The following is a 21,425-nucleotide window of genomic DNA, read 5'->3' as shown; positions in this document are numbered from 1 at the left end:
GTGTTGCTGCCGGTCGACACCCGCCGTACCAACCTGCCGGTGAGCGACGGAGCGACGAAGATCGGCACGGTGGCCTGCGGTAGCAGCGCGCGAGCGCTGGCGGATCGCGTCCGCGCGGCCGGATGGGCAATCGGTGAGGAACTAGCCGAAATCCGCCTGGTCGATGCGCGTGCCAACATCGCCCTGATCGCGGCCGAAGAGGCGCGCGCGGTTGCCGATCGTGCCGCCCTGCTCGCATTGATACCCGACGCGACGGACGCGAGCGCCGCTTACGCCCGAGGCGCGACGCACATCCTGGTGGGTGATCCCGATGCCATGGCGCTCGGTGATGCGCTGGCCTTTGCGGGGCGCTACGCCCGCCGACTGCGCGGCGCAGGCCGAACCCGCCGCGCCGGCGAGATCAGCGACGGTGCGGCAGCCCGGTTCCTCGCCACGCTCGGCAGAGCGGAGAGCGCGAGCGTAGCCGTTATCGCCATCACGCGATTCGACACCGTCAACGTTGCCTTCGGTCGCGACGTCGGCGACGCATTGCTGCGCGAAGCCGCGGCGCGGATCGCCGCGCTGCTGCCGACGCGCGGCGTCATCGAACGCGACGAGGGCGCACGCTTCATCGTCGCATTTAGCATGGATGCCGAGGATCATGCGTCTCCCGCGCGGATTGCCTCGATCGAGGCGGCGCTCAACCGCCGCTTCGTCGTCGATGGTCTGGAGGCGAGCCTCGGCGTCCGCATCGGTGTCGCACATCGTGCGGGCAGCGAGGACGGCGCTGCGCTGATCCGCCGTGCGCGCGAGGCACTCGACCGTGCCATCGGCAGCGACGGCGCGGCGGTGCGGATCGCGCCGCACCCGCAGACCGCGTCCGACGTTCGGCTTGCCGCCGATCTCCACCGCGCGATCGACCGCGACGAGATCGACATTCTGTTCCAGCCGCAGGTCTCGCTGCGGGAGGGGCACGTGCTCGGCGTCGAAGCGCTGGCGCGCTGGGAACATCCGGTGCACGGCGTGCTCGGCGCGGCAACGCTGTTCGCCGCAGCCGATCGCGCGGGGCTTGCGACCGCGCTATCCGAGCATATCCAGGCGCTCGCGCTCCGCCGGGCGGCCACTTGGCGCGGTGCGATGGGTGCGCTGCGCGTCGCGGTGAACGTCACCGCCGCCGATCTCGCGCGCGGCGACTTCCCCAGCTACTTCCTTGATCTGGTCACGCGTTCCGGGATCGCGCCGTCGCGCGTGACGGCGGAGGTGACCGAGAGCGGACTCGTCGACGATCTGCCGATCGCCGCCGCCCGGCTCGACGCGCTTCGCGGCGCCGGGCTGCGCGTCGCGATCGACGATTTCGGCACCGGCTATTCCAGCCTCGCCTATCTCAAAGCGCTGCCGCTCGACTACCTCAAGATCGACCGCAGCCTGACGCAGGACATCGCCGGCGCGCCGCGCGGGCGGATCGTCGTACGCGGCATCATCGCGATCGCCGCGGGGCTCGGCCTGCGAACGATCGCGGAGGGGGTCGAGAGCGAGGAAGAGCGCCGCCTGCTCGCCGACGAGGGCTGCGATCTGTATCAGGGCTTTCTCTGCGCGGGGCCGCTCGACGAACGCGAGCTTGCTCGGCTGATCGAAATGAAGGACGGATGATGCCGGCACTGCTGATCCCGATTGTCGCTGCGGCCGCCACCGTCGCATCGCCGCAGGCAGCGATCGAGCAAGCTTTGACGGCGAGCGCAAACGGCTGGAACAGCGGCGACATCGATCGCTTCATGGCGCTCTACGCCGACGATGCCGTCTACGTATCCGACGCGACGGTGGCGCGCGGCAAGGCCGAGATCACGCAGCGCTATGTCAAGAGCTTCGCTGCGGGAGCGAACACCCGCGGCACGTTGCGCCTTCAGCCGATTGCCTGGCGCCCGCTGAGCGCCGTGCACGTCATACTCGTCGCCCGGTGGACACTGGCCGGCCCTGCCGCACCACAGACCGGTATGACGACGCTGGTTTTCGAGCGGCGCAAGGCAGGGTGGCAGATCATCACGGATCACAGTTCGTGAGCGGGCGCATCTTCACGATCGGCTACGAGGGCGCGACGATGGATGCGTTCCTGGCCGCGCTTACGGCCGCAGGCGTGGAGCGGGTGATCGACGTGCGCGCACTGCCACTATCGCGCCGTCCGGGCTTCTCGAAGTCGATCCTCGCTGCCTCACTCGCCGCCGCGGGGATCGAATACGTCCATCTGAAGGCGCTCGGCACGCCGAAGCGCGGCCGCGATGCCGCCAAGAAGGGTGACGTCGCGACGCTGCGCGCGGTGTACGACGAGCAGCTCGAGCTACCCGAGGCGCAAGCCGCAGTCGCCAAGATGCGCGATCTCGCCGGCGAGAGGCCGAGCGCGCTGCTGTGCTACGAGCGCGATCCCTGCCACTGCCATCGCACGCTGCTGCTAGAGGCGGAAGGCAGCGGCATGGACGTCGTCGACCTCTACGTCTGACGGTCAATCAGCCCGTCACCGGCAGGCGCACTGCGCCGCTCTCGTCGCGTTCGAGCGGCCCATAGGCCACCACGACGTCGAGCGTCAGCACGCCGTAGAGATGCGGGAACAGCTGCCCGCCCCGGCTCTCTTCCCACCGAACCTGCTCGCGCACCGCGTCCAGATCGACCGCCGCGACGTGTAGATCGTCTTGCCCCGCGAAATGCTTGTCGACGGTTTCGGTTAGCTGCGCGGCGGTCGACAAGTGGATGTAACCATCCGCAAGATCCACCGGCGCGCCGGCGAAGCGGCCGTCGTGCTCCAGCGCCGCCATCTGCGCCGCGGTCAGCACCTTGTAGGCGGTCGTCGGCCGGCTCATTCGCCATCCTCCGGGCCGGCCGCCGCGTCATCTCCGATCGTCGCCCCGGCATCGGCCTCGCGTTCGGGCGGGGAAAGCTCTTGCGCCACGGCTGCCTCGGCGGCATTCTCGGGCTCAGGCTCCTCGTCGATCCGCGCGCAGCCGACGACGTGCTCGTCATCAGCGACGTTGAACAGCCGCACGCCGGCGGATCCGCGGCCGATCACGCGCAGCGAGGCGAGCGGCATACGGATCAGCTTGGCCTGATCGGTCACCAGCATCAGTTGGTCGCTCTTGCTCGCGGCGAAGCTCGCCACCACCGCGCCGTTGCGCGCGATGTTGTCGATGTTCGTGATCCCCTGCCCGCCGCGCCCGGTGCGGCGATATTCGAACGCCGATGACAGCTTGCCATAGCCGTTGGCGCACACCGTTAGGATGAACTGCTCCTTCGCGCGCAATTCGGCGAAGCGGATATCGTCCATCACGCGCGGCTGGCGATCGACTCCTTCGGCCTTCCATGGCGCGTGGCGCAGATAATCGTCGCGTTCTTCCTGGTCGGTGATTCCGGCGCGGTGCAGGATCGACAGCGAGATCACCTCGTCGCCCGCCGCCAGCCGCATGCCGCGCACGCCCGTCGAATTGCGGCTCTGGAACTCGCGCACCTCGTCGCCGGCGAAGCGGATCGCCTTGCCCTGCCGGGTCGCGAGCAGCACGTCGTCGTCCTCCTCGAGCAGCGCGACACCGATCAGCCGGTCGTCGGCATCCTCACCGTCGAACTTCATCGCGATCTTGCCGTTCGACGGCACGTTGGTGAACGCGTCCATCGAGTTGCGCCGCACGTTGCCCTTAGCAGTCGCGAACATGACGTGGAGCTTGCCCCAGTCGCCCTCGTCCTCGGGCAGCGGCAGTACGGTGGAGATCGTCTCCCCCGCCTGCAGCGGCAGGAGGTTGATCATCGGACGTCCGCGCGTGTTCGCGCCGCCCTCGGGCAGGCGCCACACCTTCATGCGATAGACCTTGCCCGCGGTGGAGAAGAACAGCACCGGCGTGTGCGTCGAGGTGACGAAGAGGCTGGTGACGGCATCCTCGTCCTTCGTCGCCATCCCGCTGCGGCCCTTGCCGCCGCGCGCCTGGGCGCGGAACGCCTCTAGCGGTGTGCGCTTGATATAGCCCTGCATGGTCACGGTGACGACCATGTCCTCGCGCTCGATCAGATCCTCGTCGTCGATCCCGTCGGCGGCCGCCGCGATCTCGGTCCGGCGAGGCGTGGCGAACAGCGCGCGCACCTCGGTGAACTCGTCGCGCATCACCGCGTAGAGCTTGGCCCGATCCGCCAGGATCGCCAATAGTTCGGCGATCGAACCGGCGAGCGTCTTCAACTCGTCGCCGATCTCGTCGCGGCCGAGCGCGGTCAGCCGGTGGAGGCGCAGGTCGAGGATCGCGCGCACCTGGATCTCGGTCAGGCGATAGGTGTCGCCCGTGACTTCGGTCTCCACCGCCTCGACCAGCTTGATGTAGCCCGCGATCTCGGCGATCGGCCACTCGCGCGCCATCAAGGCCGCGCGCGCCTCCGCCGGCGACGACGATCCACGGATGATCCGCACGACCTCGTCGAGATTCGTGACCGCGATCACCAGCCCGAGCAAAATGTGCGCCCGGTCGCGTGCCTTGGCGAGCTCGAACTTCGAGCGTCGCGTGATGACGATCTCGCGGAACTGGACGAACGCCGCGATGATGTCGCGCAGGTTGAGCAGCTCGGGCCGGCCGCCGCGAATCGCGAGCATGTTGGCGGGGAAGCTGCCCTGCGCCGGCGTGTGCCGCCACAGCTGGTTCAGCACCACCTCCGGCGTCGCGTCACGGCGCAGATCGATGACGATCCGCACGCCCTCGCGGTTCGATTCGTCGCGGATGTCGCTGATACCCTCGACGCGCGCGGGCTCGCTGCCGTTCTTGCGCGCCGCCTCCGCGATCCGCTCGACCAGCGCGTTCTTGCCCTGTTGATAGGGAATTTCGGTCAGCACGATCGAGCGCCGGTCGCCGCGCCCCTCCTCGATCACGTAGCGCGAGCGCACGATGATCGATCCGCGCCCGGTCTCGTACGCCGATCGCGCGCCCGCCCGGCCGAGGATCATCGCGCCGGTCGGGAAATCGGGCCCCGGCACGATCTGCATCAGCTCTTCGGTGGTGATCGCCCCGTTATCGATGAACGCCAGACAGGCGTCGACGACTTCGCCCAGATTGTGCGGCGGGATGTTGGTCGCCATGCCGACCGCAATGCCGCCCGCGCCGTTGACGAGCAGGTTCGGGAAGCGCGCCGGCAATACCTGCGGTTCGCTTTCCGAGCCGTCGTAATTGGGCTGGAAATCGACGGTGTCCTTGTCGAGGTCGTCGAGCAGGTAATCGGCGATCTTGGCGAGGCGCGCTTCAGTGTAGCGCATCGCGGCGGGCGGATCGGGATCCATCGAGCCGAAGTTGCCCTGGCCGTCGATCAGCGGCGCGCGCATCGACCAGTCCTGCGTCATCCGCGCCAACGCGTCATAGATCGCCGTGTCGCCGTGCGGGTGATATTTACCGATGACGTCACCGACGATGCGCGCGGACTTGCGGTACGGCCGGTTGTAGGTGAAGCCGCTCTCGTTCGCGGAGAACAGGATGCGCCGGTGCACCGGCTTCAACCCGTCGCGTACGTCGGGCAACGCGCGCGCCACGATCACGCTCATCGCGTAATCGAGGTAGCTGGTCTTCATCTCCTCGACGATCGAGATCGGCTGAATATCCGAAGGGTCGGCGAGGACGGTCTCGTCGGTCAAAACGTCACTTTCGAAATGGGATTTGTCGGTTGCAATGGTCTAGGACGCTGCAACCCGATTGTCACGCGCGCGTACGTGCGCGCGAAGGCCGATTGTCATGCCCGCGTACGTGTACGTGGCGGAAAGCTAACCCTGGTGAATGCGCCGGCGTTCGCGCGCTGCTTTGATGGCAGGCGTTCAGCAGGAGCCAGTCGATGCAGAAGAACGCCGACCTCATCGCCGACCTCGAACGCCGCGCACGCAGCGCGCCATCGCTTGCCGAGGGGCAGCGCCTGTTCCTCGAAGCCGCTCGGTTGCGGCGGACGGATCGCACCGGTGCGCCGCCCGCCGGCGGCTTCAGCCCACCCGTGCCGCATAACTGAGGGCTACGGCGTAATCTCTGCGCCGTCCCACGCGAACAGCTTGCCGCTGTCCTGCGGGCGCAATCCGTCGAGTACGTCGAGCAGCTGCACCGCGGCGCGATCGGGCTTGAACAGATCGCGCCCGCCCTGCTGGAACGGCTTCGACAGCCGGGTGTCGACCGTGCCGGGATGCAGCGCGACGACGATGCCGCGATCGTTGCGCCGCCTTTCCTCCACCGCCAGCGTCCGCACCAGCTGATTGAGCGCCGCCTTGGAGGCGCGGTAGCCGTACCAGCCGCCCAGTCGATTGTCCGATATGCTGCCGACCCGCGCCGACAGGACGGCGAAGATCGACCTGCCTGTCCGCGGCATGATCGGCAGGAAATGCTTCGCGACGAGCGCCGGCCCGATCGCATTCACTGCATATTGCCGGGCGAGCCAGGCCGGATCGAGATCGCGCAGCGCCTTCTCGGGGCCCCGCTCCCCCTCGTGTAAGACGCCGGTCGCCACAACGACGCGGTCGATCTTCCCGGCGGCGGCGGCCGCCGCAGCGATCGACGCCTCGTCGGTCAGGTCGAGTGTCGGGCGCGAGAGGCGAAGCACCGCCTCGCCTTCCTCCTCAATCGCGTCCGCCAGCGCGCCGCCGATCCCGCCCGAGGCGCCGATGATGACCGTCTTCATGCGCGAACCCGCTAGGCGTGTGGGGCGTTACGTTCAATGTCCGTTCAGCGCCGTTCCTTGATGGAGCCCGCGTACGGCGGTAAGCGCGTCGCCGAGGCGTTGACGCCCCATGAGGAGAGCAGTTTCGATGAAGACCATTTCCCGCGTCGCGGTGGCAGCCGCGCTGATGGCCGGCGTGGCGGGCGTTGCCGTCTCGACCCCCGCGATCGCCAAGGAAAAGAAGGCCGAGCAGAAGGGCCCCGCGCTCAAGCTCAGCAAGGAAGTTCAGGGCGCCGCCGCCGCCGCGCAGGCCGCGATCGCGGCGAAGGATTTCGCCACCGCCGGGACGCAGCTCGCGACCGCGCAGGCCGGCGCGAAGACCGACGACGATCGCTACATCGTCGCCGCGCTCCAGCTGCAGATGGAAGCCACCAAGATCCAGGACGCGCGCGCCGCGAACCAGCCGGTGAACGAAGCCGGGCTGAAGGCTCCGCTCGAGGTGCTCATCGCCAATCCGAAGACCCCGGCGGTCGACGTCGCGAAGTATAATTACCAGCTCGGCATCATGGCGGCGAACGCCAAGGACAATGCCGGCGCGATCAACTATTTCCAGCGCGCGCAGCAGCTGGGCTACAACGATCCCAATCTGCCGCTGCAGATGGTGAAGCTCAAGATGGACGCGGGCGACGTCGCCGGTGGTTCGGCCGAGCTCGAAAAGGCGATCGACGCGCAGGTCGCTGCTGGCCAGAAGCCGTCGGAAGACCTTTATCGCTACGCGATCGCCAAGACCAACCAGAAGAAGATGGGCCCGCAGACCGCCGGCTGGATCAAGAAGTACGTCGTCGCCTATCCCTCGGCGAAGAACTGGCGCGATGGCCTTGTCACCTACGGCATGACGCAGTCGAGCGCCGTCACGCTCGACAAGGGCCAGAAGGTCGACATGTATCGCCTGATGCGCGCGACCAAGTCGCTCGCCGATCAGTATGACTACGAGACCTACGCGCAGTGGACCTACGATCTCGGTCTGCCGTACGAGACCAAGGCAGTGCTCGAAGAGGGCAAGGCATCGGGCAAGATCCCGGCGAGTAGCGCGTCGGCGAACGACCTGATGCGCGTCGCCAACCAGGCGATCGCAACCGAAGGCTCGCTGTCGGGCGTCGAGGCGAAGGCGAAGGCCGGCGCGAACGGACGTATCGCCGCCAACACCGGCGACGCGTATCTCGGCATGAACAACTACGCCAAGGCGATCGAGCTCTATCGCGTCGCGCTGCAGAAGGGCGGGGTCGACGCCGACACCGTCAACACGCGGCTCGGCATCGCACTCGCCAATTCGGGTGACAAGGCCGGCGCGAAGACCGCGTTCGCCGCGGTCAAGACGGCGCCGCGCGCCGATATCGCTTCGCTGTGGACGCTCTATCTCGATAATCCGCCGACCGCCTGATCCGGCCGGTTACCGATACGAAAAGGGGCGGCCGCGGCCGCCCCTTTTTTTGTCGATGCCTGCGCAAGGCTAAGAACGGCGGTTCAGCCCTCGTGGCTCTCGTTGTCGCCAGTTTCCGCCGGCTCGCCGGCGCGGTCGTGGAAAAAGGCTTCGACGGGACCGGTAAGCTTGATCGTCAGCGGCCGACCATGACGATCGACCTTCTTGCCTAGGGCAACCTTGATCCAACCCTGCGACACCGAATATTCCTCGACATCGGTCCGCTCGACACCCTTGAAACGGATCCCGACCCCGCGCTCGAGCGCGGATCGGTCGAAATGCGGGCTTGCGGGATCGATCGCCAGGTGATCGGGCGGCGTCGTGGGATTGGGCGTGTCGTTCATGGCCGGCGCGCCTAACCGATCCGCGGGCCGGCCCCAACAAAAAAGCGGCGCGGGAGAAGATCTCCCACGCCGCTCCTCATTGCTTCGCCGCCGCGATCAGCGGCAGACGCGTACCGGCACACGCCCACCGTAATAGGGATCGTACTGCCAGGTGCGGAAACAGCGCGGCCCACGCCAGCGGGGACGATACGCATTGTAGTAGGGCTGTGCGTAATAGCCGTTCCAGCCATTGTACCCGTAGCCGCCGTACCCGCCATAACCGCCGCGCCAGCCGCGATTATTCGACGCGATCGCTGCGCCCAGGCCCAGCCCGACCACGCCGCCGATGATCGCACCCGCCGCGACGTCGCCGCCACGATCATAGCCGCGGTGACGCCAGCGCTGCGCATCCGCCGGCGCCGCCGCCGCGAGCGCGGTAGCCGCCATCGCTGTTCCCAGCCCTGCCTTCATCAAAAGACCGTTCATCTCGAACCTCCTCTTTACAGTTACGCTCGGTCCGCTCGAAAGGGGAAACGCATGAGGCTGCGAGCGTATGCCCCGGTCTTAGCGATTCGGGCTGAACCGGCCCGGAATGTGGCGTTCATGAGGCGTTTAGGAACTTTCGATGCGTTATTGGCTGCTGCGATCAGAGCCTGATGTCTACGGCTGGGATCACCTGATCGCGGATGGGGACACCGAATGGGACGGCGTGCGCAACTACACCGCGCGTAATTTCCTGAAGGAGATGACGCCGGGCGACCGCGCGATCTTCTATCATTCGAACAAGGAGAAAGCCGCGGTCGGGACGATGGAGATCACCCGCGCCTGGCGGCCGGACGGCGAGAAGGGCGAGTGGGCGTCGGTCGCGGTGCGCCCGCTCGACCAGCTGCCGACGCCCGTTCCCCTCGCAACGATGAAGGCCGATCCGCGGCTCGCGTCGCTTGAGGTGTTGCGGCAAAGCCGGCTGTCGGTAACGCCGGTACGCGAAGACGAATGGCACGTGCTTATGGAGCTGGGCGGCCTATCCGCTGCCAGCTGATCGCGTCGCAATCGCCACTCGTTGATACGAAGCACCGGCGCGCGCGCGCGACCAGTCTAATACGCCCCTTCACGGCCACCCCGACCGACGTCACTGACGCCGGTCGGAATCGCGCTATGATCAGGCTGCTTCGGCGGTACGCCGATGGCGCTTGCGCTCGTGCGGATCGAGGAAGCGCTTGCGCAGACGGATCGTCTTGGGCGTCACCTCGACCATCTCATCGTCGTCGATATACGCGATCGCCTGCTCCAGCGTCATCTTCTTCGGCGGGGTCAGGCGAATCGCATCGTCCTTGCCGCCCGACGCGCGGAAGTTGGTCAGCTGCTTCGCCTTCATCGGATTGACCTCGAGGTCATCCGTCTTGGCGTTCTCGCCGATGATCATGCCCTCGTACAGCGCCTCGCCGTGGCCGACGAACAGGATGCCGCGATCCTCAAGCGGGCCGAGCGCGTAGCTGTTCGCCTCGCCTGCGCCGTTCGATATGAGGACGCCGTTCTTACGGCCCTCGATCGTGCCCTTGTACGGGCCGTACTTCTCGAACAGCCGGTTCATGATGCCGGTGCCGCGCGTGTCCGACAGGAACTCGCCGTGATAGCCGATCATGCCGCGTGACGGCGCGGAGAAGGTGATGCGCGTCTTGCCGCCGCCCGACGGACGCATGTCGGTGAGTTCCGCTTTGCGCAGGTTCATCTTCTCGACGACGGTGCCCGAATATTCCTCGTCGACGTCGATGATGACCGTCTCGTACGGCTCGGTACGCTTGCCGTCCTCGTCCTCGCGGAACAGCACGCGCGGGCGGCTGATGCCGAGCTCGAAGCCCTCGCGGCGCATCGTCTCGATCAGTACGCCGAGCTGAAGCTCGCCGCGGCCGGCGACTTCGAAGCTGTCGCGGTCGGCCGATTCGGTTACCTTGATCGCGACGTTCGATTCCGCCTCGCGGAACAGGCGGTCGCGGATCATGCGGCTCGTCACCTTGCTGCCCTCACGCCCCGCCATCGGCGAGTCGTTCACCGCGAAGCGCATCGACAGCGTCGGCGGATCGATCGGCTGCGCTTGGATCGCCTCAGTCACGCTCGTGTCGGCGATGGTGTTCGACACCGTCGCGACCGCCAGGCCGGCAAGACTGATGATGTCTCCGGCGCGCGCCTCGTCGGTCGGCACGCGCTCGAGGCCGCGGAACGTCATGATCTTCGACGCGCGACCCGTCTCGATCACCTTGCCATCCATGTCGAGCGCGTGGATCGGCTGATTGACCTTCAGCGTACCCGAATTGACGCGCCCGGTCAGCACGCGACCAAGAAAGTTGTCGCGGTCGAGCAGCGTGACGAGAAACGTGAACGGCGCGTCGACGTCGAGCGCCGGCGGCGGCACGTGATCGACGATCTTCTGGAACATCGGCGTCAGCGTCCCCTCGCGGCGCGACGGATCCTCGCTGGCGTAACCGTTGCGACCCGATGCGTAGAGCACGGGGAAATCGAGCTGCTCGTCCGACGCGTCGAGCGAGACGAAGAGGTCGAACACCTCGTCGAGCACTTCCTGGATGCGCTCGTCAGGCCGGTCGACCTTGTTGACGACGACGATCGGCCGCAGCCCGAGCGCCAGCGCCTTGCCGGTCACGAACTTCGTCTGCGGCATCGCGCCCTCCGACGAATCGACCAAGAGGATCACGCCGTCGACCATCGACAGGATGCGCTCCACCTCACCGCCGAAATCGGCGTGGCCGGGCGTGTCGACGATGTTGATGCGCGTGCCTTCCCACTCGATCGACGTCGGCTTCGCCAGGATCGTGATCCCGCGCTCCTTCTCGAGATCGTTCGAATCCATCGCGCGCTCTTCGATGCGCTGGTTGTCGCGGAAGGTGCCGGACTGGCGGAAGAGCTGGTCGACGAGGGTGGTCTTGCCATGATCGACGTGCGCGATGATGGCGATATTGCGCAATTGCATCGGAGTTCCTGGAATGGCCGCGGTCCTCGCGGCGTTCGCGCGCCGTTAGCCTATTTGCTGCGCTGCGGCTAGAGCCGGTCGACCGCCCTCTCCCGCGCGCTTTGCTTGACCGGGATAGCGTATTATATAGCTGATACACTTGAACCGAACATCGTCTGCCGCCATCGTGGCGCCGACGCTGGAGGACATATATGGCGACCACATCCGAGACGATCACGGCCACCGAACCGGCGTTGAAGCTGACCCCGCCCGATCCGGTGCCCAGCGTCACCGCCGAGCGCGCCGCCGGTCTCGTGCCGGTCGACGAGGGCACAAAATCGAAGCTCGAGGAGCGCGCCGACTATGCCGTGCAGCAGCTCGTCGAGCGCGATGCGAACAGCCCCGAATTCGGCAAGGTCGTCGATGCGATCACCAACATGGGCGCGAAGGAGATCCGCGACGCCGCCGGCCAGTCGAACCGCTTCCTCGATCGTCCCGTGCGCGCGATGGATCAGGAGACCGGCGTCGGCAAGGATCTGGCGCAGCTGCGCCGCGTGGTCGAGGATCTCGATCCGGGCAAGAAGGGCAACCTCACCGCGCCGCAGAAGCTGTTCGGCCTCATCCCGTTCGGCAACAAGGCGCGCAACTACTTCGACAGCTACAAATCGAGCCAGACACATATCGCCTCGATCTTGAAGAGCCTCGCGTCGGGCAAGGACGAGCTGCTGATGGACAATGCATCGATCGATACCGAGCGCGCCAATCTATGGTCGGCGATGGGCAAGCTCGAACAGATGATCCAGATGTCGCGGATGCTCGACCAGAAGCTCGAGGACAAAGCGAACGACCTCGATGCAACCGATCCGGCGAAGGCCAAGGCGATCCGCGAAAGTGCGCTGTTCTATGCGCGCCAGCGTACGCAGGATCTGCTGACGCAGATGGCCGTAACGGTGCAGGGCTATCTCGCGCTCGATCTGGTCAAGAAGAACAACGTCGAGCTGATCAAGGGCGTCGATCGCGCGTCGACCACCACCGTCGCGGCGCTGCGCACCGCCGTCACCGTCGCGCAGGCGATGACCAACCAGAAGCTGGTTCTCGAACAGATCACGCAGCTCAACACCACCACCGCCAACATCATCGATTCGACGGGTAAGCTGCTGCGCGAGAATACCGCGCGTATCCACGAGCAGGCGGCGAGCTCGGCGATCCCGGTCGAAACGCTGCAGCGCGCATTCCAGAACATCTACGAGACAATGGACGCGATCGACACGTTCAAGCTTAAGGCACTCGATTCGATGAAGACGACGGTGACGACGCTGTCGACCGAGGTCGAAAAGTCACGCGGCTATATCGCGCGTGCCGAAGGCGCGGCGCAGAACCGCATCGGCTCCGCGCCCGAGACCTTCAAGCTGGAGTCGCTGTGACCTCGCACGATACCGATCAGGCGCTGGCGAGCGCACGCGGCGCGCTCGATCGCGTAAGGCTGCAATCCTTTGAGAGCGTAGCGCCAGCGCGTCGCCCGCGGGCGCAGCGCAGCCTCGGCAAGCGGCTAGCGGCGATCGGTGCCGCCAATGCAGCAGTCCTCGTTGCCGCGATGGTGATCGGGCTTGCCGTCGTGCCGCTCGGCATCTTCGGAGCGCTCGCGGTGCTGATGGTGATGCTGGCAGTGACGATCGCGATCGCCTTCGCCCCCGGCCCCCGTCCCGTCACGCAGGAGAAGCTCGCGCGCAGCGACCTGAAGACGCTGCCGCTGCAGACGACGCGCTGGCTCGACGCGCAGCGCCCCGCCCTGCCCGCGCCGGCGGTGCAGGTGGCGGACCGTATCGGGCTGCGCCTCGACACGCTCGGCAAGCAACTTCAGGCGGTCGGTGACGATACGCCCGCCGGCGCGGACATTCGCCGCCTGGTCGGCGAACAGCTTCCCGAATTCGTCCGCGACTATCAGCGCGTACCGGCAGCGCTGCGCGGCACCGAGCGCAATGGCAAGACGCCCGATCGCCAGCTGGTCGAAGGGCTCGAGCTGATCGAGCGCGAGATCGGCCAGATGAGCGAGGAACTCGCGCGCGGCGATCTCGATTCGCTCGAGACGCGTGGCCGGTTCCTCGAGATGAAGTACAAGGACGGCGACAACTAAGCCCGATCGCTTAATCGACGCGACATCGTCATATGGATGGGCTAACCAGCCGCGCATGAACGATCGTGTCCGCGCCTTCGAAGGCATCCACAATTTTCGCGACCACGGCGGCTATGCCGCGCGCGACGGCCGGCTCAAGCAGGGGGTGCTGTGGCGCTCAGGCCAGCATGGCGGCGCAACCCCGGCGGATCTCGCGGCGGTGTCCGAACTCGGCATCCGGACGGTGATCGATTTACGCGGCGATAGCGAGCGGCAGATGATGCCGTGCCTGCGCCACGATGACTTCGATGGGCTGGTGCTGTTCGCACCGGGCGAGACGGCAGGTTCCGAGCTCGCACCACACGAGGAAGCTGGTCGCGGCATCACCACGGCGGACGAGGCGCGCGCGGCGATGACCAAGCTCTACGTCAACATGCCGTTCCGCGACGTGCTCGTCCGATCGCTGACGCTGTATTTCGAGGCGCTCGCTACGCGCGACGGCGCCAGTCTGCTGCACTGCCTCGCGGGCAAGGATCGCACCGGGCTCGGGGTCGCGCTGCTCCACCGGCTGCTCGGCGTGCACGAGGACGACGTCATGGCGGACTATCTCCTCACCAATACCGCTGGCGATCCGCAGAAACGCATCGCCGCCGCCGGCGGATCGATCCGCGAACGCTACGGCGCGCAGATCACCGACGACGCGATCGTCGCGCTGGTGGGTGTCGACGCTGGGTATCTCCACACCGCCACCGGGTCGATCAACGATCGGTTCGGTTCTACGGAAGCCTATGCCGAGGCGATGCTCGGTGTCGATGCGACGCGCCGGGAGGCGCTGCGCGAACGGCTGATCGCCTAACCCGCGATCAGCCCCCACAGCATCCAGCCGTTCAGGGTAAGGATCACCGCCGCGATCGCCCAGGCAAGTGCAGCGAGCCAGCGCGGCGCGGCCATCTCCCCCATCATTCGCCGATTGGCGGTAAAGGCGACGAGTGGCAGCACGGCGAACGGCAACTGCAGGCTGAGCACCACTTGGCTGAGCACGAGGAGTTGCGTCGCGCCGCTGTCGCCCGCGATCGCGACGCCGATCACCGCCGGCACGATCGCGAGGCCGCGCGTGATCAGCCGCCGCAGCCACATCGGCAGTCGCAAATCGAGAAAGCCCTCCATCACGATCTGGCCGGCGAGCGTGCCGGTGACGGTGGAATTCTGCCCGCTCGCCAGCAGCGCGATCGCAAACACCGCGCTCGCCGCACCGACGCCCAGCATCGGCGCAAGCAACCGATGCGCGTCCTCGATGTCCGCAATCTCGGTCTGCCCGGCGACGTGGAAGGTCGCGGCGGCGAGCACCAGGATCGCCGCGTTGATGAAGAAGGCGAGTCCCAGGCTGACAGTCGAATCAATCGTCGCCATCTTCAGCGCGTCGCGCTTCGTCGCCGCACCCTCACCGACCGCCCGGGTCTGCACGATCGCCGAATGCAGGTACAAATTGTGCGGCATCACCGTCGCGCCCAGGATACCGATCGCGATGTACAGCATCGCCGGGTTGGTCACGATCTGCGCCGACGGCACCAGCCCCGCCGCCGCGGCCGACCAGTCCGGGCCGGCCCAGAACAGCTCGAGTGCGAAGCAGGCGGCGATCACCACCAGCAGCGCCGCGACGAACGCCTCGAGCCGCCGAAAACCGTATCGCTGCAGCGCGAGGATCAGGAACACGTCAAGCGCGGTGACGCAGACGCCGGCGATCAGCGGCAGGCCGAACAGCAGCTTCAGCGCGATCGCGGTGCCGAGCACCTCCGCCAGGTCGCACGCGATGATCGCCACCTCGCACAGCACCCATAGAACCATCACGACCGGCTTCGAATAGTTACGACGGCACGCCTGCGCGAGATCCATCCCGGCACCGATGCCCAGCCGCGCCGAGAGTGACTGCAACACGATCGCCATCAGGTTCGACAGCAGCACCACTGACAGCAGCGTGTAGCCGAACGCCGAACCGCCGGCGATGTCGGTCGCCCAATTGCCCGGATCCATATAGCCGACCGCAATCAGCCAGCCGGGCCCGGCGAACGCCAGCAACCGCCGCCAGAACCCCGCCCCTTCGGGCACGCGGATCGAACCGTGCACTTCCGGGAGGGATCGCATGAGGTTGGGTGCGGGCGTGCTCATCCACCCCGCCATGCGGGACGACGCGGGCGCTTTCAACCGTTGCCGCGCTTCCCCCGTCTTGATGGGATCAGCACTTCGTTGAGGCAGCCGTTCAGGACGATCGTTTCCGGCCGGTCCTCCTCGGCGATCCTCCATTGCCCGCGCGACCTATCCTCCCCTACAGAAGCGCGCATGATCATTGCTCGCGCCGCTGCCGCCCTGTTCGCCCTTACCATCGCCGGTACTGCGCAGGCGGCGCAGCCAATCGCGGGGCGGTGGCTGACGGAAGACGGCAGCGCGATGGTGCTCGTCGGGCCGTGCGGTGGATCGACCTGCGGCCGGATCCAGACGGTGCTCAAGGCCCGTCCCGGCGCGCCGACAACCGACGCCAACAATCCCGACGCCAAGCTGCGCTCGCGGCCGATTGTCGGCCTGCCCATCCTGTCCGGCTTCAGTGATTCGGGCAGCGATTGGCGCGGTCGAATCTACGATCCGCGTACGGGCAAGAGCTACAAGTCGATCGTCTCGCGCGAGGCGAATGGCACGCTCAAGGTGAAGGGTTGTATCGCCTTCCTGTGCCAGACGCAGACCTGGAAGCCTGCACGCTGAGTAAGGCGGCCGCTGATTAGCGGCACGCCGACCGACCGGTGCGTTAAACCGGCGCGGCGTCCGCCCCGGCACCGTAATGGTGCCACGTGAAGATCGCCGCCGCGCCGCGATACGGCCGCCACCGCTCGCCAAGCTCACGCGTCAGCTTCTCGCTCGGCCGCGCCTCGAGGCCGAGGATGCGGCCGACTTCGATCTGCACCGCCAGATCGCCAGCCGGCCAGATGTCGCCGCGCCCTTCCGCGAACAGCAGATAGACCTCCGCCGACCAGCGTCCGATCCCTTTAACGCGGACGAGGTTAGCGATCGCCTGCTCGTCGTCCGCCGGCAGATCCGCGAAATCGAGTCGCCCGCTCGTCACCTCCTCGGCGAGACTGCGCGCGTAGCCGGACTTCTGCCGCGACAACCCTGCCGCGCGAAGCTCCTCGTCGCTCGCCTGAAGCACACGCGCCGGGTCGCCGGCGTCGCCGATCGCCGCGTCGAGCTTGCGCCACATCGAATCGGCCGCCTTGACGCTCACCTGCTGCCCGACGATCGTGCGCAGCAGCGTCGCATAACCGCGCGACCGTATCCGCGTCGGTGGATAGCCGACGCGCTCCACCGCGGCAGCGAAGAGCGGCTCGATCGCGGTGAGCGCATCGAGATCGGCGCGCAGTTGCGCCTCGCTCAGCCCCATTGCGACACGCCGCGATCGAAGGCATTGGGCAAGCGAATCTGCGAGAGGATCATCATGCCCAAGCTTATCGTCACGCTGCGCGACGGGGAAGAACGCGAGATCACCGGCGAGGCGGGCCTGTCGGTGATGGAAGTCATCCGCGATGCAGGGATCGACGAGATCCTCGCGCTGTGCGGCGGCTGCTGCAGCTGCGCGACGTGCCACATTCACGTCGATCCCGCCTTTGCCGACAAACTGTCGCCGATCAGCGAGGACGAGAACGACCTGCTCGATTCGTCGAGCAGCCGCGACGCATATTCGCGCCTGTCGTGCCAGGTCCCCTTTGACGCGTCACTCGACGGCCTAAAGGTGCGGATCGCCGAGGAGGATTGATCGGTCGGCTCCCCTGCCAAACGCCGGGGAGCCGCACGCCTTATCGGGTGGTCGCGGCGTAGAGCGCGATCGCCGCGGCGTTGGAGACGTTCAGGCTCTCAACCTTCGCGCTGATCGGCAGCTTCGCCAACTGGTCGCAATGCGCCTCGGTATTCTGGCGCATCCCCTCGCCTTCCGCGCCGAGCACGATCGCGACCTTCGCCTCGCCCATCACCGCGCCCAGCGTCTGGTCCGCATGGCCCGTCAGGCCGATTCGCCAGAAGTCCGCCTCAGAAATTTCATCAAGCGCCCGCGCGAGGTTCACCACCCGCACCCACGGCACCGTCTCGAGCGCGCCCGATGCAGCGCGCGCCAGCGCTCCCGATTCGGGCGGCGCATGGCGATCCTGGGTGACGATGCCGAGCGCGTCGAACGCCGCGGCCGACCGCAACACGGCGCCGACGTTGTGCGGATCGGTCACCTGATCGAGCACTACCAGTGGCCGACGATCGTCACGCCCCTGTTCAAGCAGGTCGCCCAGCCAGATCTCCTCGAGCGGATCGACCTCGATCACCAATCCCTGATGCGGCGCATCCGCCGGCACCATTCGCCCAAGATCGGGCGCTTCCGCATAGACGACCGGAAGGATCGGCGGCAGCGAAAGGCTCGCCAACGCCTCACGTGTGCCCCACAATTTGCGCACGACCCGCTCCGGATTGGCGAGCGCCGCCGTCACCGCGTGCCGCCCCCAGAAACGCGGACGGCCCGCCGGCGCCTTGCTCGGTCGATGTCCCCGCCCCGCCATCAGCGTCGTCCTGCGTGCGCTGCCAGCCGGGTGCCGGCGGTGGTGGATCGGACGTGCTGCGGATGTGCCTGCATCGAAACCTCTGCGACAAAATCGTCGCCGTGCTGCTATGCGCGGTAGGAAGCGCGCGCAACCGCGAACGCGATGTGCAACAGCGCGTTGACACGCGGCGCCCGCTTCGGCATTGGGCCCCCTCGCTTCCGAAAGCGGCCCTGTGGAAGGGTGGCCGAGTGGTTAAAGGCAGCAGACTGTAAATCTGCCCACGCAAGTGTACACTGGTTCGAATCCAGTCCCTTCCACCATCTATTCCTGCGCGACGGGTTCAGCGTGACATCGCCGGACCTGGGACGGCTTTTCGCCGCCTTGACGTGATCTCGCCGTCACGCCGCTGTGTTTTTTAGCGATCCTTCGTGCATGTCGGCGCAGGGTTCCTGCGCTTAGCGCCCAACAACGCCGCAGATCTTTCCTTTGGCAAGTTCGCGCCTCTACAAGGCATGCATGACGGCAGAACCGGGCCTCAGCAGCACAGCGCCGCCTCCGCGCAGGCGGCTGGTCATCCACGCAGGGCTCGGCAAATCCGGCTCGTCGGCGATTCAGAAATACTGCCGTGAGAATTCGGCTGCGTTGCGGGATCACGGCGCGGCGTACCTGGGCATGTTTCTTGAACGCGGCACACCGTCGCCGCACGACTTCGCCTCGTCCGCAGCGCTAGAGGATACACTGTCCGGCGACGCTGAGGTCGAGGATCGGCTGATCAGCTTGCTGCAGGAGAAGATCGAAGCGCGGCCCGGCGTTCAGACGTTCATCTGGAGCCAGATCGCGCTCGCTCGCCACGCAGGCGTCGTCGGGCGGGTCGTTGAACGGCTTCGGCCGGTCTGCGATGCCGAGGTGATCCTCTATTTCCGCCACCAGGCAAGCTGGCTCGTGTCGGCGTATTTGCAATGGGGCGTCAAGCACAAGACCTACCCAGGGCCGCTTCGCGCGTTCACCGAGTGGCTGCCGCTGGCGGACGCGCGCGGCGGCGATTATCGCGCTGTCATCGAAGCATGGCTGACTGCTATCGGGGCCGAGCGCCTTCACCTCCGCTCCTACGATCAGGCGCCCGATGTCGTCGCTGACTTCCTGGCCGTCACCGGTCTCGGCAGCGTGCCGCAGGGTGGCGACGCGACGAGGCACTATGAGACGCCCGATCCGGCGCTGATGACGCTGTTCCGGCTCTATCAAGGGCAGGCTGACGGCGAGGCGCTGCCCGATCCGCTGCAGCGCGCGCTAAGCGACAACAAGGTCGCCACACGCCGCTACCGCGATGTCGACCCGCGGTCGACGCTGCCGCAGGGCGCGGACTGGTCAGGCTTTGTCGCCTCGTTCGCCGATACCAATGCCGCGCTCGCGAACGACTTCGGGCTGCAACTTATCCCGCCCCGGATGGGACCAGCGCCGGATGCTGTCACCCCGGCACCTGCGGCCGCGATCGCGCCGCTGCTTGATCTGATCGTCGCAATGAACCGGCGAATCGGCGCGCTCGAGCGCCGGTTGAAGCGCCAGGAGGACGCGCAAGACGCCGATTGAGCACGGTTGACCAAGGGCGCGCGATCGTGGCAGGGCTCGGCAAGCGTCACCGTGCGCGGGTATAGCACAATGGTAGTGCAGCAGCCTTCCAAGCTGAATACACGGGTTCGATTCCCGTTACCCGCTCCACGCTTTTCCGATCACCGGGTCAGTCCACCAGCGCGACGATGAACCCGTCCCACTTCTTTGCGCCGACCGTCTGTACCGCGGTCGCGCTGAGGCGCGGCTCGGCCGTTATCGCATCGAACAACGCGCGCGTTCCCTGGACGCGCGGATCGTCGCTGGCGGGATCGAGCACGTCGCCTTCGCGCACGACATTGTCGACGATGATCATCGTGCCCGGGCGCGACAGCCGAAGCGCAGCCGTGAGATAGGCGACGTTCGACGGCTTGTCGGCGTCGATGAAAACCAGATCGAACGTGCCCGTCAGCGTGGCAAGGCTGGCATGCGCATCGCCGGTGACCACCCTCACGCGATCGGCGAGCCCGGCTGCGACGAGGTTGGCGCGCGCTACCTCCGCATGATGCGGATCGATCTCGAGCGTGACGACCGCTCCGTCCGCCGGGACGGCACGCGCCAACCATACGGTCGAATAACCGCCAAGCGTACCGATCTCGAGCACGCGACGGGCGCCGCACGCAAGCGCCATCAAATGCAGCATCTTGCCCTGCGGTATCGACACATCGATATCCGGCAGGCCAGCCGCGGCATTCGCCTCGCGCACGTGCGACGGATCGTCGGGGATCAGGCGATCGACGATATACTCGTCGACCGCCGCCCATGCTTCATCAGGGTCGGCTCTGCGCTCGACCACGCGCGGTTACGCTGCTTCGGCGACGGGTGCCTTGCGCGCCGACGCGCGCCAGATCTCGTCGATCGCCGAGCCCAGCGACGCGTCGAACTCGGCGTCGCTCATGCCGTGGCGCAGATCCTGCAGCAGCGCGCGGCTGAAGCTGGCGATTACGCCCTGGTTCTTCGCCAGCTCGACGCACGCCTCGGGCCGCTCGTACCCGCCCGACAGCGCGACGACGCGGAGCACGCGCGGGTGCTGCACGAGCGGCAGGAACAGATCGGGCTTGGTCGGGAGCGACAGCTTGAGCATCACCTTCGCCTCACCCGGCATTGCATCGAGCGCCTTGAGCAGCTCGTCACGCAAGATCTCGTCCGCCTGAGCACGTTCCGCGCTCTTGATGTTCACCTCGGGCTCGATGATCGGGACGAGGCCGTGGCCGAGCACCTGCTGCGCCACTTCGAACTGCTGCGCGACAACCGCGGCGATACCTTCGCGATTGGCGAGGTTGATCACCGAGCGCTCCTTGGTGCCGAAGATGCCGAGCTTGGCAGCGCGATCGAGCAGCGCGTCGAGGCCGGGCATCGGCTTCATCAGCTGCACGCCGTTGGCTTCGTCCTCGAGCCCCTTGTCGATCTTGAGGAACGGCACCACGCCGCGATCCTGCAGCGCCTGCGGTACCGGCTTGCCGCCGGCCTCGCCGTCCATCGTGCGCTCGAACAGGATTGCGCCGATCACCTTGTCGCCGGTGAACGACGGCGAGGTGATGATCCGCGCGCGCATGTCGTGGATTAGGCCGAACATCTCTTCGTCGTTCGACCAGGCGCCTTCCTCGATGCCATATCCCTTGAGCGCCTTCGGCGTCGACCCGCCCGACTGGTCGAGCGCGGCGATGAAACCTTCACCGGTAGCGATCTTGGCGGTCATCTCGGCAGGCGTCATCGTGGCAGTCCCCTTCGCATCATGCATACGTATGCGGCGCCTCGT

The 21,425-nt window shown here is 66.8% G+C and carries 23 protein-coding genes and 2 tRNA genes; 14 read left to right on the top strand and 11 right to left on the bottom strand.

What is annotated here, in order from left to right:
• From B7L05_RS06665 to B7L05_RS06655, 3 genes are read left to right on the top strand one after another with little or no spacing between them, the layout of a single operon-like run.
• Positions 1 to 1,629 carry a bifunctional diguanylate cyclase/phosphodiesterase gene (locus B7L05_RS06665; protein ID WP_085809516.1) on the top strand — a complete coding sequence of 543 codons (1,629 nt, stop codon included), beginning with the start codon at positions 1 to 3 and terminating at the stop codon, positions 1,627 to 1,629.
• On the top strand, positions 1,626 to 2,036 hold the full coding sequence (locus B7L05_RS06660) for an SgcJ/EcaC family oxidoreductase (RefSeq protein ID WP_256926640.1): 411 nt from the start codon (positions 1,626 to 1,628) through the stop codon (positions 2,034 to 2,036). The genes B7L05_RS06665 and B7L05_RS06660 overlap by 4 nt, the downstream gene beginning before the upstream one ends.
• A 38-nt stretch (positions 2,037 to 2,074) precedes the next feature.
• Entirely contained in the window at positions 2,075 to 2,470 is a 396-nt protein-coding gene (locus B7L05_RS06655) for a DUF488 family protein (protein WP_085809809.1), read from the top strand.
• A 7-nt stretch (positions 2,471 to 2,477) separates the two neighbouring features.
• On the opposite strand, the gene B7L05_RS06650 is transcribed toward B7L05_RS06655, so the two are convergent.
• Both B7L05_RS06650 and gyrA read right to left on the bottom strand, forming a co-directional pair.
• Positions 2,478 to 2,828 (bottom strand): DUF952 domain-containing protein, encoded by a 351-nt coding sequence (locus B7L05_RS06650; protein ID WP_085809515.1) that lies wholly within the window; start codon positions 2,826 to 2,828, stop codon positions 2,478 to 2,480.
• On the bottom strand, positions 2,825 to 5,617 hold the full coding sequence (gene gyrA, locus B7L05_RS06645) for a DNA gyrase subunit A (protein ID WP_085809514.1): 2,793 nt from the start codon (positions 5,615 to 5,617) through the stop codon (positions 2,825 to 2,827). Before gyrA ends, B7L05_RS06650 begins: the two co-directional genes overlap by 4 nt.
• A 194-nt stretch (positions 5,618 to 5,811) precedes the next feature.
• On the opposite strand from gyrA, the gene B7L05_RS17395 reads away from it, so the two are divergent.
• Positions 5,812 to 5,979, top strand: coding sequence for a hypothetical protein (locus B7L05_RS17395; RefSeq protein ID WP_179187140.1), 168 nt, complete (start codon positions 5,812 to 5,814; stop codon positions 5,977 to 5,979).
• Positions 5,980 to 5,982: 3 nt separating this feature from the next.
• On the opposite strand, the gene B7L05_RS06640 is transcribed toward B7L05_RS17395, so the two are convergent.
• A complete protein-coding gene (locus tag B7L05_RS06640; protein WP_085809513.1) occupies positions 5,983 to 6,639 on the bottom strand; it encodes an SDR family NAD(P)-dependent oxidoreductase in 657 nt (218 codons plus the stop codon).
• Positions 6,640 to 6,766: 127 nt separating this feature from the next.
• Between B7L05_RS06640 and B7L05_RS06635 the strand changes: the two genes are divergently transcribed.
• Positions 6,767 to 8,059 (top strand): hypothetical protein, encoded by a 1,293-nt coding sequence (locus tag B7L05_RS06635; protein ID WP_085809512.1) that lies wholly within the window; start codon positions 6,767 to 6,769, stop codon positions 8,057 to 8,059.
• Positions 8,060 to 8,142: 83 nt separating this feature from the next.
• Here the strand turns inward: B7L05_RS06635 and B7L05_RS06630 are convergent, their stop codons facing one another.
• Together B7L05_RS06630 and B7L05_RS06625 are read right to left on the bottom strand one after the other, a co-directional pair.
• On the bottom strand, positions 8,143 to 8,442 hold the full coding sequence (locus B7L05_RS06630; protein ID WP_085809511.1) for a DUF3297 family protein: 300 nt from the start codon (positions 8,440 to 8,442) through the stop codon (positions 8,143 to 8,145).
• 96 nt (positions 8,443 to 8,538) lie between these two features.
• Positions 8,539 to 8,907 (bottom strand): hypothetical protein, encoded by a 369-nt coding sequence (locus B7L05_RS06625; RefSeq protein ID WP_085809510.1) that lies wholly within the window; start codon positions 8,905 to 8,907, stop codon positions 8,539 to 8,541.
• Positions 8,908 to 9,046: 139 nt separating this feature from the next.
• On the opposite strand from B7L05_RS06625, the gene B7L05_RS06620 reads away from it, so the two are divergent.
• Positions 9,047 to 9,460: an EVE domain-containing protein gene (locus tag B7L05_RS06620; RefSeq protein WP_085809509.1), complete on the top strand. Its 414-nt coding sequence runs from the start codon at positions 9,047 to 9,049 to the stop codon at positions 9,458 to 9,460.
• Positions 9,461 to 9,580: 120 nt separating this feature from the next.
• Here the strand turns inward: B7L05_RS06620 and typA are convergent, their stop codons facing one another.
• Positions 9,581 to 11,404, bottom strand: a complete 1,824-nt coding sequence (gene typA / locus B7L05_RS06615; protein WP_085809508.1) for a translational GTPase TypA — start codon at positions 11,402 to 11,404, stop codon at positions 9,581 to 9,583.
• 191 nt (positions 11,405 to 11,595) lie between these two features.
• Between typA and B7L05_RS06610 the strand changes: the two genes are divergently transcribed.
• The 3 genes from B7L05_RS06610 to B7L05_RS06600 are packed head-to-tail and all read left to right on the top strand — an operon-like array spanning position 11,596 to position 14,352.
• The gene (locus B7L05_RS06610) at positions 11,596 to 12,807 is read left to right on the top strand and encodes a toxic anion resistance protein (RefSeq protein WP_085809507.1); all 1,212 of its coding nucleotides are present in this window, start codon (positions 11,596 to 11,598) and stop codon (positions 12,805 to 12,807) included.
• Positions 12,804 to 13,517: a hypothetical protein gene (locus B7L05_RS06605; RefSeq protein WP_085809506.1), complete on the top strand. Its 714-nt coding sequence runs from the start codon at positions 12,804 to 12,806 to the stop codon at positions 13,515 to 13,517. The genes B7L05_RS06610 and B7L05_RS06605 overlap by 4 nt, the downstream gene beginning before the upstream one ends.
• Positions 13,518 to 13,572: 55 nt before the next feature.
• The gene (locus B7L05_RS06600; protein WP_085809505.1) at positions 13,573 to 14,352 is read left to right on the top strand and encodes a tyrosine-protein phosphatase; all 780 of its coding nucleotides are present in this window, start codon (positions 13,573 to 13,575) and stop codon (positions 14,350 to 14,352) included.
• Here B7L05_RS06600 and B7L05_RS06595 read toward each other — a convergent pair.
• Positions 14,349 to 15,662 (bottom strand): Nramp family divalent metal transporter, encoded by a 1,314-nt coding sequence (locus B7L05_RS06595; protein ID WP_256926639.1) that lies wholly within the window; start codon positions 15,660 to 15,662, stop codon positions 14,349 to 14,351. The two genes, B7L05_RS06600 and B7L05_RS06595, sit on opposite strands and share 4 nt — an antisense overlap.
• Before the next feature lie 171 nt (positions 15,663 to 15,833).
• Between B7L05_RS06595 and B7L05_RS06590 the strand changes: the two genes are divergently transcribed.
• Positions 15,834 to 16,250, top strand: a complete 417-nt coding sequence (locus tag B7L05_RS06590) for a DUF2147 domain-containing protein (RefSeq protein WP_085809503.1) — start codon at positions 15,834 to 15,836, stop codon at positions 16,248 to 16,250.
• A gap of 43 nt (positions 16,251 to 16,293) precedes the next feature.
• Here the strand turns inward: B7L05_RS06590 and B7L05_RS06585 are convergent, their stop codons facing one another.
• Positions 16,294 to 16,923, bottom strand: coding sequence for a DNA-3-methyladenine glycosylase (locus B7L05_RS06585; protein WP_085809502.1), 630 nt, complete (start codon positions 16,921 to 16,923; stop codon positions 16,294 to 16,296).
• 54 nt (positions 16,924 to 16,977) lie between these two features.
• Here B7L05_RS06585 and B7L05_RS06580 point away from each other — a divergent pair, with 54 nt between their 5' ends.
• Positions 16,978 to 17,295: a 2Fe-2S iron-sulfur cluster-binding protein gene (locus tag B7L05_RS06580; RefSeq protein WP_085809807.1), complete on the top strand. Its 318-nt coding sequence runs from the start codon at positions 16,978 to 16,980 to the stop codon at positions 17,293 to 17,295.
• Between the two features lie 40 nt (positions 17,296 to 17,335).
• On the opposite strand, the gene rlmB is transcribed toward B7L05_RS06580, so the two are convergent.
• Positions 17,336 to 18,079 carry a 23S rRNA (guanosine(2251)-2'-O)-methyltransferase RlmB gene (gene rlmB, locus B7L05_RS06575; protein ID WP_085809501.1) on the bottom strand — a complete coding sequence of 248 codons (744 nt, stop codon included), beginning with the start codon at positions 18,077 to 18,079 and terminating at the stop codon, positions 17,336 to 17,338.
• A gap of 216 nt (positions 18,080 to 18,295) precedes the next feature.
• On the opposite strand from rlmB, the gene B7L05_RS06570 reads away from it, so the two are divergent.
• The 3 genes from B7L05_RS06570 (at position 18,296) to B7L05_RS06560 (ending at position 19,777) form a co-directional block, all read left to right on the top strand.
• A tRNA-Tyr gene (locus tag B7L05_RS06570) sits at positions 18,296 to 18,381 on the top strand.
• Between the two features lie 352 nt (positions 18,382 to 18,733).
• Complete coding sequence (locus B7L05_RS06565; RefSeq protein WP_085809500.1) at positions 18,734 to 19,648, top strand: hypothetical protein; 915 nt, start codon at positions 18,734 to 18,736, stop codon at positions 19,646 to 19,648.
• A gap of 55 nt (positions 19,649 to 19,703) precedes the next feature.
• A tRNA-Gly gene (locus B7L05_RS06560) sits at positions 19,704 to 19,777 on the top strand.
• Between the two features lie 19 nt (positions 19,778 to 19,796).
• Here the strand turns inward: B7L05_RS06560 and B7L05_RS06555 are convergent.
• Together B7L05_RS06555 and B7L05_RS06550 are read right to left on the bottom strand one after the other, a co-directional pair.
• Positions 19,797 to 20,462, bottom strand: coding sequence for an O-methyltransferase (locus B7L05_RS06555; protein WP_085809499.1), 666 nt, complete (start codon positions 20,460 to 20,462; stop codon positions 19,797 to 19,799).
• A 6-nt stretch (positions 20,463 to 20,468) separates the two neighbouring features.
• Positions 20,469 to 21,380, bottom strand: a complete 912-nt coding sequence (locus tag B7L05_RS06550; RefSeq protein WP_085809806.1) for a fructose bisphosphate aldolase — start codon at positions 21,378 to 21,380, stop codon at positions 20,469 to 20,471.
• Positions 21,381 to 21,425: the final 45 nt, after the last annotated feature.

Source organism: Sphingomonas sp. TZW2008 (assembly GCF_002117915.1).
Taxonomy (GTDB): Bacteria; Pseudomonadota; Alphaproteobacteria; order Sphingomonadales; family Sphingomonadaceae; genus Sphingomonas.
This window is presented reverse-complemented; position numbering and strand designations above follow the sequence as displayed.